This is a genomic window from Dactylosporangium sucinum (genome assembly GCF_014647515.1).
Lineage (GTDB): Bacteria > Actinomycetota > Actinomycetes > Mycobacteriales > Micromonosporaceae > Dactylosporangium > Dactylosporangium sucinum.
In genome coordinates this window covers 60,291-72,920 of record NZ_BMPI01000040.1, presented here as the reverse complement: position 1 = coordinate 72,920, position 12,630 = coordinate 60,291, and the positions used below count along the sequence as shown (strand labels likewise).

Sequence of the window (12,630 nt, the reverse complement as noted above, 5' to 3'; positions counted from 1 at the left end):
GTGGGCGTACGCCCCGCAGCGGCGCGCCCGGACGGCTACCGTCCGCGGCCCGATGTGCCGGATGTCCGGAATCGCGACGCTCATCGCCATGAGACGCCGCACCATCCTCACCGCCCTCGCTGTCGCGCTCGCACCCGCCGCCGGAACACTGCTGGCGCCGACCGACGCGGTCCCCGCACCGGAACCGATCGACCTGCACGAGACGTTCGCGGCGCGGTACGCGGCGACCCGCGCGGCGATGGACGCGGCCGGCCCGCCGTACGAGGGACGGGACGGGCAGTTCCTGCTGTTCGAACCGCCCGGCGGGCCGCACCGGGGGCGCGTCGCCGAGGTGTTCGGCGACCTCGGCACCGCCCGCCGGATCGCCGTGCTGGTCCCGGGCGCCGGGAACCGGGCCGACAACTACTGGCGCGGCGTGGCGAGCCGCCCGTACCGCTCCCCGTCCCGCCAGGGCCGGGACCTCCACGACGCAACCGGAGGCGCGACGGCGGTCGTCGTCTGGCTCGGGTACGACACGCCCGCCGGCATCGACGTCTCCGCCTTCCGCGAGGACCTGGCCCGCGCCGGCGCCGCCGCCCTGGAACGGTTCGTGCGAGCCCTCACCACCGCCTGTCCACAAGCGACGGTGGCGCTGCTCGGCCACAGCTACGGCGGCACCGTCATCGGCCTCGCCGCGCGGAACCTGCCGCCCGCGGTGACCGACCTCGTCGTGTTCGGCTGCCCCGGCACGGGCGCCGCGACCGTGCGCGGCCTGGGCACCACGGCCAGGGTGTGGGCGGCGCTGTCGCCGCACGACCCGATGCGGTTCGTCCCCGGGGTGCGGATCGGCGGCCTCGGCCACGGCCGCCAGCCGGCCGGCCCGGCGTTCGGCGCCCGCGTGATCCCGGCCGAGACGGTCCTCGACCACGACCGGTACCTCACCCCGGGCACCGACGCCCAGCAGGCCGTCGCCCGCGTCGCGGCGCACGGGGACCAACGATGACCACCGCGACGCAGACCCGGGACACGACGATCGACGCGGTGCGAGCCGTGGCCGTCGCCGGCGTCGTGCTGGGCCACTGGCTGGTCTCGGCCGTGGTCAGCGACCCGCACGACACGTCGGCCCTGCACGGCGAGAGCCCGCTGCAGCACGCTTCGTACCTGGCCCCGGCGAGCTGGCTCTTCCAGACCCTCGGACTGTTCTTCTTCGCGAGCGGTTTCGCCGCCACCCGCCGGTCGCCGAGTCCCGGCAAACACCGGAGGCGGCTCGTGGTGCCGGTGCTGATCCTCGCCGCCGTGTGGCTGCCCGCCATCGCCGCGCTGCGGGCCGTCGGCGCCCCGGACAGCACGCGGCACGTCGTCGTCTCCCTGGTCACCCACCCGCTGTGGTTCCTCGCCGCCTACCTGGTCCTCACCGCCGCGGCCCCGGCCCTCAAGCGCCTCGTGGGCAGGGCCGGCGCGCCGGCGGTACTGGCGCCGCTCCTCCTCGTGGCGATCACCGATGCCGCCCGGGACGGTGGCCTGCCCGGATGGTGGCGCCTCGCGATGGTTCCGGTGGCGTGGTCGGTGCCGTACCTGCTCGGGATCGCGCTCGCCGACGGCCGCCTGAGCCGGCGGGACGGTCCGCTGCTGGCCGCCGCCGGCCTGGCGGGCGGCGCGCTGCTGCTCACCGTGGGCGGCTACCCGTCCAGCGCGGTCGGCGTGCCCGGGGACCGTTTCTCCAACCTGGACCCGCCGTCGCTCGCCGCGATGTCCCTCGCGATGCTGCAGATCGGCGGGTACCTCATGCTGCGCCACCGGCTGGAGAACACCGCCCGGCGGGCCGTCGCCACGCTGAACCGCACGGCGCTGACCGTCTTCCTGTGGCACCAGACGGCGCTGCTGCTCGTCACGTTCGCCGGGCTCGCCGCCGGCCGCCCGCCGGGCCTGCTCGACGAGCCGGACGGGGCGTGGGTCCTGCACCGGATCGCCTGGCTCCCCGTCGCGGCAATCGTGCTCACCGCGCTGACCTGGGTGTTTCATCGGTACGAGCGGCGCACCCGTTGACGAACCACGATACATCTGCAACCTTGAACACCAAGCTTGCAAGAAGTTGGCAGGGGATCGCCGAAATCCTGCGTAACGGAGTGCAAGTTGACGGCAGACTCACCGCCAACGGTCTGCCCGAATGCCCGTACCGACGCATCATCCGCCAACCGGACAACCCTGACCCCGGGGTCCAGCCCCGCCGGCGCGCCTCGCCGCCAGCGCGCTCTGCCGTGCCGTCCGGCCCGGCGGGGTGCGGCGCGCCACACGAGCACCCGAGGGTCCAGGGGCGATGAACGCTGCCCTGTCCCCACGAACTGAGGACCTCAATGAAACGCAGACCACTCGTCTGGCGGCTGCTCAGCGGCTTCCTCGGGGCCGGCCTGGTCGTGGCCGGCCTCGCCGCGCCCCCGGCCTTCGCCGCCGGCGGCCCCAACCTCGCGCTCGGCCGCCCGGCCACGGCCAGCGGCACGAACGGCGTCTACGCCGCGGGCAACGTCAACGACGGCAACCCGGAAACGTACTGGGAGAGCCCGAACAACGCGTTCCCGCAGTGGGTGCAGGTCGACCTCGGCAGCGCCGTGAGCGTCGACCAGGTCGTCCTGAAGCTGCCCGGCGGCTGGGGCTCCCGCACCCAGACCCTCGCCGTGCAGGGCAGCACGAACGGCAGCTCGTTCAGCGACCTGTCCCCGTCGGCCGCACGCGCCTTCAACCCGTCGTCCGGCAACGCGGTGACCGTGAACTTCACCGCCACGAGCGTCCGCTACGTGCGGGCGACCGTCTCCGCCAACACCGGCTGGCCCGCCGCGCAGCTCAGCGAGCTGGAGATCTACGGCGCCGGCAGCGCCACGCCGAACCTGGCCGCGGGCAGGACGCTGACCGCGAGCAGCAGCGTGAGCGGCTTCCCGGCCTCGAACGCGAACGACGGCAACCAGTCCAGCTACTGGGAGAGCGCGAACAACGCGTTCCCGCAGTGGCTGCAGGTCGACCTCGGCGTCACGCAGAGCGTCAACCGCGTCGTGCTGAAGCTGCCGCCGTCGGCCGCCTGGGCGACCCGCACGCAGACCCTCGCCGTGCAGGGCAGCACCAACGGCAGCTCCTTCACCGACGTCGTGGCCTCGGCCGGCTACACGTTCAACCCGGCCAGCGGGAACACGGTGACCATCAACTTCGCGGGGACGATGCAGCGGTACCTCCGCCTCAACGTCACGGCGAACACCGGTCACCCGGCGGCCCAGATCGCCGAGTTCGAGGTCTACGGTGCGGGCATCGTCGACGGGAACCCGCCGACCGCCCCCGGCAACCTCACCCTGACCGAGCCGAGCAGCGGCCAGATCCGGCTCGCCTGGACCGCGTCGACCGACGACGTGGGCGTGACCGCCTACGCCATCTACCGCAACGGCGCCTTCGTCACCACCGTCGCCGGGAACACCCTCGTCTACACGGAGAGCCAGCCGACCACGGCGACGCTGTCGTACTTCGTGCGGGCGCGCGACGCCGTCGGCAACGAGTCGCCGAACAGCAACACGGTGAACCGCCCCGGCGGCACCGGCCCCGACACCGAGGCGCCGACCGCGCCGGGCAACCTGGCGTACACCCAGCCCGCGTCCGGCCAGATCCGGCTCACCTGGACGGCGTCGACCGACAACGTCGGCGTCACCGGCTACACGGTCTACGCCAACGGCGCGGCCCGCACCACCGTCGCCGGCGGGGTGCTCACCTACACCGACAGCCAGCCGGACACCGCGACCGTCTCGTACGTCGTGCGGGCCCGCGACGCCGCCGGCAACGAGTCGTCGCCGAGCAACACCGTCATCCGCAACGGCACCAACCCGCCGCAGGGCACCAACCTGGCGCCCGGCAAGCCGATCGAGGCGTCGTCGTCGGTGTTCACGTTCACCGCGGGCAACGCCAACGACGGCCAGGTCGGCACCTACTGGGAGTCGAACGGGTTCCCGTCGACGCTGACCCTGAAGCTCGGCGCCAACGCCGACATCACCTCCGTCGTCGTCAAGCTCAACCCGGACTCGGCGTGGGGCGCGCGCACCCAGGCCGTCCAGGTGCTCGGCCGCGAGCAGTCGGCGACCGGGTACACGTCGCTCGTGGCGCGGGCCGACTACAACTTCAGCCCGGGCAACCAGAACACGATCACGATTCCGGTCACCGCCCGGACCGCCGACGTGCAGCTGCAGTTCTTCAGCAACACCGGCGCCCCGGGTGGTCAGGTGGCCGAGCTGCAGGTGTTCGGCACGATGGCGCCGAACCCGGACCTGCGGGTCACCAACCTGACCTGGTCGCCGGCGTCGCCGGACGAGACCAGCGCGATCACCCTCTCCGCCACGGTGCAGAACGCCGGTACCGCCGGATCCCCCGCCACCACGGTCAACGTGAACCTCGGCGGCCAGCTCGCCGGCACGGCCAACGTCGGCGCGCTCGCCGCCGGCGCCTCCACCACCGTGACGGTCAACGCCGGGCAGCGCCCGATGGGCAGCTACACGGCGTCGGCCACGGTCGACCCGGCCAACACGGTCGTCGAGCAGAACGACGACAACAACACCTTCACCGCCTCCAGCCAGCTGGTCGTCGCCCAGGCGCCCGGCCCCGACCTGCAGGTCGTCGGCATCACGTCGAACCCGGCCAGCCCGGCCGCCGGCGCGGCGGTGTCGTTCACCGTCGCCGTGAACAACCGCGGCACCACCGCCTCCGGGGTCACGACCGTGACCCGGGTGACGGTCGGCGGTACCACCCTGAACACCAACACCCCCTCGATCGCCGCCGGTGCGACGGTCAACGTGGCGATCAACGGCACCTGGACCGCCGTCGCGGGCGGGGCCACGATCGTCGCCACCGCCGACGCGACCAACGTCGTGGCGGAGACGAGCGAGACGAACAACTCGATGTCGCAGGCGATCGTCGTCGGGCGCGGCGCCGCGGTGCCGTACACGTCCTACGAGGCGGAGGCGGGCACCTACACGGGCCAGCTCGTCACCGCCGACCCGCTGCGCACGTTCGGGCACACCAACTTCGGTACCGAGTCCTCGGGCCGGGCGTCGGTGCGCCTCTCCGCGCAGGGGCAGTACGTACAGATCACCTCGACGAACCAGGCCAACTCGATCGTCGTGCGCAACTCGGTGCCCGACTCGGCGAGCGGTGGCGGCCAGGACTACACGATCAGCCTGTACGCCAACGACGTCTTCGTGCAGAAGCTCACGCTGTCGTCGAAGTTCAGCTGGCTGTACGGCACGACCGACGACACCGAGTCGCTGTCCAACTCGCCGTCGTCCAACGCCCGGCGGCTCTTCGACGAGTCGCACGCGCTGCTGCCCACCTCGTACCCGGCGGGCACGCGGTTCAAGCTGCAGCGCGACGCCGGTGACACCGCGTCGTTCTACTACCTCGACCTGATCGACCTGGAGCAGGTCGCGCCGGCGCTGTCGCAGCCGGCCGGGTGCACCTCGATCACGGCCTACGGCGCGGTGCCCAACGACGGGATCGACGACACCGCCGCGATCCAGCGCGCGGTGATGGACGACCAGAACGGCGTCATCTCCTGCGTGTGGATCCCGGCCGGCAAGTGGCGGCAGGAGCAGAAGATCCTCACCCCGGACCCGACCCGCGGCCAGTGGAACCAGCTGGGCATCCGCAACGTCGTGATCCGCGGCGCCGGCATGTGGCACACGGAGCTCTACACCGACACCGAGCCGCAGAACGTCACCGGCAACATCAACCACCCGCACGAGGGCAACGTCGGCTTCGAGATCGAGGACAACGCCCAGATCTCGGACCTGGCGATCTTCGGCGCCACCAAGAACCGGGCCAACCGCGGCCACGGCCTCAACGGCCGGTTCGGCAAGAACACGAAGATCAGCAACCTGTGGATCGAGCACGTCAACGTCGGCGCCTGGGTCGGCCGCGACTACTCGGACACGCCGGCGTACTGGAACCCGGGCGACGGCCTGGAATTCTCCGGCATGCGCATCCGCGACACCTTCGCCGACGGCATCAACTTCTCCAACGGCACCCGCAACTCGAAGGTGTTCAACTCCTCGTTCCGCACCACCGGCGACGACTCGCTCGCGGTGTGGGCCAACCCGTTCGTGAAGGACCAGGCGGTCGACATCGGCCACGACAACCACTTCACGAACAACACGGTCCAGCTGCCGTGGCGGGCCAACGGCATCGCCATCTACGGTGGCTACGGCAACGGGATCGAGAACAACCTGATCTCCGACACGATGAACTACCCGGGCATCATGCTGGCCACGGACCACAACCCGCTGGCGTTCTCGGGCACGACGACGATCGCCAACAACGGCCTGTACCGGTGCGGCGGCGTCTTCTGGGGTGAGCAGCAGGAGTTCGGCGCGATCACCCTGTTCGCCCAGGGCAAGGACATCCCGGGCGTGATCATCCGCGACACCGACATCTCCGACTCGACGTACGACGGCATCCAGTTCAAGACCGGCGGCGGCGTGATGACCGCCCAGATCACCAACGTGAAGATCGACAAGTCCAACAACGGGTCCGGGATCCTCGCCATGAGCGGCGCCCGCGGCCAGGCGACCCTGACCAATGTCCAGGTCACCAACTCCGCCCAGGGCGACGTGGTGAAGGAACCGGGCTCCCAGTTCGTGTTCGTTACCCCGTAGCTCGCTCGCTCACGGCCGGCCGCTCCGGGGTTCCCCGGGGCGGCCGGCTCTTGTTCCGGGGTTTCCCGGGACGGCCCGCTCTCGTTCCGGGGTTCCCCGGACATCCGGCTCTCGTTCCCAGGTTTCCGGGAGCGGCCCGCTCTCGTTCCCGAGTTTCCGGGAGCCGCCTGCTCTCGTTCCCGAGGTTCCCGGAACGGCCCACCTCCGTTCCCGACGTTCCAGGGCGGCCCACCCCCGTTCCCGACGTTCCAGGGCGGCCCACCCCCGTTCCCGACGTTCCCGGAACAGCGCACCCCCGTTCCCGACGTTCCCGGAACAGCGCACCCCCGTTCCCGACGTTTCCAGGGCGGCCCGTCCTCGTGCCGGGGCAGCGGAAATTGCCCGGCCGCGCGACGATCGGGGGCAGGCGCGAGATCGAGGGGACGGCCGCGCATGTTCGACACCTTCGCCGGCCTGGCGACGACCCACCTGCTGGCCCTGGTGGCCGGCTTCCTGCTCGGCGCCCTGGTGTTCCTCGGCGACGGCCGCCCGCGGGGCCCGCAGCCGCCGGCCTGCACCGACGTGACGGCCCGCTGGTGTCCCCGACACGGCCGCTGCACCTGCACGATCGGCAGGGGCGAGAACGCCATGACCGAGCACGACATTGACGACCCCGGCTGCCCGCTGCACGGCACCGGCTGCCCGCTGGCACGGCACCGGCAGCACCCACGGCGCCACCTGACCCCGCGCGATGCGGCCCGGCGTGGTTGGATCGCTGGCATGGTGCGGGAGTTGGTGCGGCCGCCGAAGGCGCGGCCCGGGGACCGGGTCGCTGTGCTCTCGCCGTCGTTCGCGGCGGCCGGGGCGTTTCCCGCCGTGCATGAGCAGGCCATGCGGCGGCTCGCCGAGGTGACCGGGCTCGTGCCGGTCGAGTTCCCGACCACCCGCCGGGTCGGGGCCTCCGCAACGGCGCGGGCCGGCGACATCAATGCCGCCTTCGCGGACCCGGCGATCCGGGGCATCCTCGCCGTCGTCGGGGGCGACGACCAGATCACGGTGATCCCGCACCTCGACGCCGGGCTCGCCCGGACCGACCCCAAGCCGTTCCTCGGCACCAGCGACAACACCAACCTGCACCACTGGCTCTGGGCCAACGGCATCGCGAGCTTCTACGGCGGCTCGTCCCAGGTGCACCTCGGCCCCGGGCCCGGAGTGGACGACGTGCACGCCCGGTCCCTGCGGGCCGCGCTGGTGACCGGCGGACGGCTCGAGATCACCGACCCGGGCGAGTCGGAGGACGTCGGGGTCGACTGGGCCGACCCGCGGGCGCTGGAGTGCTTCGGCGAGCGGGCGGCCACCGAGCCGTGGAGCTGGCACGGGCCGGCGCGCACCGTGACCGGCGCCGCCTGGGGCGGGTGCCTCGAGGTGATCCAGTGGATCCTCACCGCGGGGCGGTTCCCGTTCCCGGCCGAGGCGCTGCTGGGCGGCGTGCTCATCATCGAGACGTCCGAGAAGCTGCTCCCGGCCCGCGAGGTCGGGTGGATCGTCCGCGCGCTCGGCGAACGCGGGCTGCTCGGTGCCGTCGACGCGGTGCTGGTGGCGCGCCCGCCGGTCTCCGACCACACCCGGCGGCCGGCCGCCGAGGACCGGGCGCGGCTGCGCGCCGCGCAGCGGGACGTCGTCGTCGAGATGGTCGCGCGGTACAACCCGGATGCCGTTGTGTGCGTCGGGGTGCCGTTCGGCCATACCCGGCCGCAGTGGATCCTGCCGCACGGCGGCCGCGTCACGGTCGACGGATCAGCGCGCCGGGTCTTCGCCGACTACGGGTGACGGGTCAGCAGCGCGACTCGGCACGCGCGGCCGGGGCGGCGCTCGTCGCGGACGGCTCGGGCGACGGTGCGTCGGCGGCGAGCGCCTCGGCCGACGGCGAGGACGACGGCGGCGGGGACGACGGCGGGGACGACGACGACACCTTCGGGGAGGGCGCCGTCGTCTTCGGGGCCACCGTGCCGCCGCCCGTGGCGCCCGGGCGCTGGACCGTGCCCGGGGTCAGCGTCACGCCCGTCAGTGTGGTCCGGCGGCCCGCCGTGTCGGTGACCCGGACCGTGAACGGGCCGGGGCCGGCGCCGTTCTGGGCGATCCAGTAGTTGTAGTCGGTGTGGGTCAGCGCTTTCCACGAACCGCCCTGCTGGAGCTCCACCGCCGACGTCGGGTTGCCCACGTTGTCGAGGCGCAGCGCCAGCCAGTACCGTGACGAACCCTCCTTGACGCGGACCGTCATCGGGCCGGGCACGGGCGCGTTCGTGACCGGGCTGTAGGTCACCTTGATCACGCCGGCGTTCACGTCGCCGATCTTCGCGAACGCCTGGCGGCTCAGGTCGAGGTGGCCGGCCGCGCACTCCGGGCAGCGGTCGGTGACCTTCACGCGGACGGTGCCCTTCGGGCCCTTCACGTCGAGATAGCCGCCACAGGCGGCCCCGGCCTTGTACTCCGCGTTCCCGAGCGCGACCACCAGCGGGTTCGCCACCTGGTCGAACGAACAGTTGCCGCCGCCGTCGGCCGCGTAGTACGTGGCCTGGCCTGTCGTCGCGGCCGCGGCCGCGCACGCGGCGCCCGAGGACTGCGCGACGAGGGCCACGGTCGCGGTCCCGGCCACCACGGCGCCCGCGCCGGCGATCAGCCAGGTGCGGCGCAGGCGCCACCAGGGTGTGGGTTCGACAGCGTGCAGCACCGCCGGATCGTAACCAACGCCGGCCGGGCCACCCACCGGCCAAAGCAATGCTTAAGGCCCATTTCATGACTGGGGACGGCGTTCGTCGAACGCGGGCGTCAGAAGCGGTTGGGCCTGGCCTCGACCTTGGTGGTCGCCGGAACGCGGGGCTTCCCGGTGAACGAGTTGAACCTGGCGCGTAGGTATTGCAGCCGGTCGAGCGCCTGAACCGACTCGGGCAGTTCGGTGAGCAGGTTCTCGTCGAGGTAGAGCGCGCGCAACGCGTGCAGGTTGCCGATCGAGTCGGGCAACGAGCGCAGCTTGTTGTACGACAGGTCCAAGCTGTCCAGCTGGCGGAGCCGGCCGATCGAGTCGGGGACCGTCGCAAGCTCGTGGCCGGTGATGACCAGCCAGGTCAGTGCCGTGAGATCGCCGATCGACTCGGGCAGCTCGGTCAGCCGACCGTTGCGGATGGCGAGCCGGGTCAGCCGGGTCAGCTCGCCGATCCAGCCGGGCACCTCGCTCACCACGCCGGTGAAGTAGAGATATTCGAGCGCGGTGCAGCCGCGCAGCTGCGCCGGGAACTCGGTGAACGGGTTGAATCCCAACGACAGCGCGGCCAGGTTGACGAGGTCGGCGAACGACGCGGGCAAGGCGGTGAGCTGGTTCGAGTTCAGATCCAGCTCGGTCAGGCAGGACAGCTTTCCGATCGGGTCGGGCAACGCCACGATCTCGTTGCCGCCCAGCTGCAGCGAGCGGAGAGCGCCGAGATCACAGATCGCCTCCGGCAGCGCGTCGATCGCGTTGTTGCCGGCGCGGAGTTCGACGAGTGCGGCCAGCTCGCCGATGGTGTCGGGCAGCCGGGTCAGCTTGTTGTCGGCGACGCGAAGGGTCTGCAGGGAACGCAGGTCGGCGCACCAGTCGGGCAGCGTCGTGAACTCGTTGCGGTCGAGGCACAGCGTGGTCAGTGCGGCGAGGTCGCGCATCCGGTCGGGCAGCGTCCCCAGTTGGTTGCGGCTGGCCGTGAGATGCTGGAGCGCGACCAGCTCGCCGAGCTCGTCGGGCAGCGCGGTGAGCTGGTTGTTGTCGAGGCGTATCTCGGTCAGCGCGGTCAGCTCGCCGATCCAGGCCGGCAGCGCGGTCAGCCGGTTGTCGCGCAGGTCGAGTGTGGTGACCGTGGTGAGATCTCGGACGGCCGGACGTAGTTTCGTGAGGCGGCGACCGGACAGGTCGAGGTGGGTGCCGCCGTTCGTGCGGACGTCCTTGATGAGCTCATCTGTCGAGGGCACGCGCTGCCAACCGTTTCCGTTGAGGGCGGGTGTTCGGCACCCTAGTAGCCCTCCGCAACCCCCACCTGCGACCTGCTTGCGACCTACTTGCGACCTACTTGCGGCCGGTGCCGGACGCCAGGACCGGCAGGCGGCGCCACGCCTCCGGGCTCGCCGGGTTGTCCGGTGCGCCCTGGCAGATCACGTACCGCCGGGGCGCCATCGCCGCGTGCCGGCCGGGCAGGCGGGCCAGGCTGCGGCGGTGGGCCTCGGCGGGGGTGGCCGGGCCGTCGGGGGCGAAGGAGACGTAGGCGACGAGCGGATCGCCGTCCACGTCGGCGAAGACCCGGGTCACGGCGGGGGCGAGCGCCTCGTCGAGCAGGCACTGGATGTCGGCCAGGTCGACCCAGCAGTTGTCGACGAGCAGCCAGCCGGGCGGGCGCTCGATCGGGGCCAGCCCGGTGACGGCGACGGCGGTGTCGTGGCCGAGGTCGGCCTCCGCCGCGGCGACGAGCAGCTTCTCCAGGGCCAGCAGCAGGTCGCGGGCCTCGTCCGGGGTGACCCGGCCGGTGTCGCCGGTCCACACGCGGGCGACCAGCGCGCCGTCGACCCGGCCGAGGTCGAAGCGCAGCAGGATGTCGGTCGGCGGGAGGTCGGTCCATTCCAGGTGGGTTTCGGCGGGGGTACCGGCGGAAGGCACCGGGTCGAAGCCGCGGGTGTCCACGACGATGCTGTTGAACAACGGCTCGAACGAGGGCGCGACGCCCCGCTCGGAGGCGACCCAGACGGCGTGGTCGTGCTGGCGGTACACGTCGTACGCCCCGTGCAGCCCGGCCTGCAGCACGGCGCCGAAGCAGCGGCGCACCAGTTCGTCGAAGCCGGCGTCGCCCACCTCGACGGAGACGTAGGTCGACTGGGCGAGCGTCCCGACGTACCGCTGCAGGCTCGACTCGAACCGGTTGGCCGAGAGCATCACGAACTGGCAGGTGTGGTAGCCGGTGCGGTGCGACAGCAGGACGCTGAGCGCGGCGAGCACGATGGTGGGCCGGCTGACCTGGGTGCGGGCCGCAATCCGGTCGAGGGCGCGGGCGGCCGTCTCCGACGTCATGCCGCAGGCGCCCGAGCCGGTGGCGTGGTGCACCCGCGGCTTCGCGTAGAAATGGACCGGGGCGGTGGCGAGGTGGCGGCTCCAGTACCGCAGGGCCTGGTCGAGGCGGCGCCGCCGGGCCGGCTGGCGTTCCACGGTGGCCCGGTCGAGCGGCTGCTGGCGGGCCTCGCCGAGCACGCGGGCCGCCGGATCGCGGATCATCTCGGCGAACTCGTGGTCGAGGACGACCAGGGCCTGGAAGTCGACGGCCAGGTGCGAGTAGACGGCGACCGCGGTGAGCACGACGCCGTGGCGGATCGCGACCGCCAGGCGTACCGGCGGATCCACCGTCACGTCGAGCCGCTCGGCGCGGGTCAGCTCGACGATCCGGGCGGCGACGCGCTCCGGGGCCTCGCCGTCGCCCGCCTCGTAGACGGCCATCGGCAGCTCGCCGGCGGTGAGCACGCGCTGCTCCCCCGGCTCGCCGGGCACGTACCGGCTGCGCAGGCCCTCGTGGCGGCACAGCAGGACGCCGAAGCACTCGGCGACGTCGGCGACCCGGGTGCCGGGCGGGACGTCGAAGACCTGGTCGAGCAGGGCGGCCGGGGCCTGCGGCGCGTCGGCCAGCCACCGGGCGATGTTGAGCTGGCCGACGGTCAGCGGACCGGTCGTGGCCCGCCAGCCCTGGAACCGCACGGGAACGGAGACCAGTCGGGTGAGCGGGACGAGGGGCTGTTCGGTGGGTGACGGGGCCGGCACACATCGATCATGCTGGCTTCCATGGACGGCTGTCATCACCGTTCAGGCCACCCCGAATTGGCCACCCGGCCCATGGTTTGCGAAAACAAGACACTTTGCGGCGACGGCTGAAAGTTTCACGATTCAAGTTCGAAAAGGCCGCCTCGCACGCAAGACTTTTTCGAAAAACATAAA

Annotated in this window: 7 protein-coding genes; 4 read left to right on the top strand and 3 right to left on the bottom strand. The window is 72.2% G+C overall.

The genetic code is table 11. From position 1 onward, the window contains the following. Nucleotides 1-88: 88 nt before the first annotated feature. The 4 genes from IEZ31_RS34320 (at nt 89) to IEZ31_RS34305 (ending at nt 8,462) form a co-directional block, all read left to right on the top strand. Complete coding sequence (locus IEZ31_RS34320) at nt 89-982, top strand: alpha/beta hydrolase (RefSeq protein WP_190254214.1); 894 nt, start codon at nt 89-91, stop codon at nt 980-982. Further along, a complete protein-coding gene (locus tag IEZ31_RS34315) occupies nt 979-2,025 on the top strand; it encodes an acyltransferase family protein (protein WP_190254213.1) in 1,047 nt (348 codons plus the stop codon). The genes IEZ31_RS34320 and IEZ31_RS34315 overlap by 4 nt, the downstream gene beginning before the upstream one ends. A 308-nt stretch (nt 2,026-2,333) precedes the next feature. Next, entirely contained in the window at nt 2,334-6,653 is a 4,320-nt protein-coding gene (locus tag IEZ31_RS34310) for a galactose-binding domain-containing protein (RefSeq protein ID WP_190254212.1), read from the top strand. 759 nt (nt 6,654-7,412) lie between these two features. Next, the gene (locus IEZ31_RS34305; protein ID WP_190254241.1) at nt 7,413-8,462 is read left to right on the top strand and encodes an LD-carboxypeptidase; all 1,050 of its coding nucleotides are present in this window, start codon (nt 7,413-7,415) and stop codon (nt 8,460-8,462) included. Between the two features lie 4 nt (nt 8,463-8,466). Here the strand turns inward: IEZ31_RS34305 and IEZ31_RS34300 are convergent, their stop codons facing one another. From IEZ31_RS34300 to IEZ31_RS34290, 3 genes are all read right to left on the bottom strand, one after another. After that, a complete protein-coding gene (locus IEZ31_RS34300; protein ID WP_229836093.1) occupies nt 8,467-9,363 on the bottom strand; it encodes an expansin EXLX1 family cellulose-binding protein in 897 nt (298 codons plus the stop codon). Between the two features lie 98 nt (nt 9,364-9,461). Continuing rightward, complete coding sequence (locus tag IEZ31_RS34295) at nt 9,462-10,631, bottom strand: leucine-rich repeat domain-containing protein (protein WP_190254211.1); 1,170 nt, start codon at nt 10,629-10,631, stop codon at nt 9,462-9,464. A 94-nt stretch (nt 10,632-10,725) separates the two neighbouring features. After that, the gene (locus tag IEZ31_RS34290; protein WP_190254210.1) at nt 10,726-12,456 is read right to left on the bottom strand and encodes a condensation domain-containing protein; all 1,731 of its coding nucleotides are present in this window, start codon (nt 12,454-12,456) and stop codon (nt 10,726-10,728) included. Nucleotides 12,457-12,630: the final 174 nt, after the last annotated feature.

Excerpts from the sequence above, each read along its gene's own strand:
- IEZ31_RS34305 (WP_190254241.1), top strand. The coding sequence starts at position 7,413 with ATGGTGCGGGAGTTGGTGCGGCCGCCGAAGGCGCGGCCCGGGGACCGG.
- IEZ31_RS34310 (WP_190254212.1), top strand. The coding sequence starts at position 2,334 with ATGAAACGCAGACCACTCGTCTGGCGGCTGCTCAGCGGCTTCCTCGGG.
- IEZ31_RS34315 (WP_190254213.1), top strand. The coding sequence starts at position 979 with ATGACCACCGCGACGCAGACCCGGGACACGACGATCGACGCGGTGCGA.
- IEZ31_RS34320 (WP_190254214.1), top strand. The coding sequence starts at position 89 with ATGAGACGCCGCACCATCCTCACCGCCCTCGCTGTCGCGCTCGCACCC.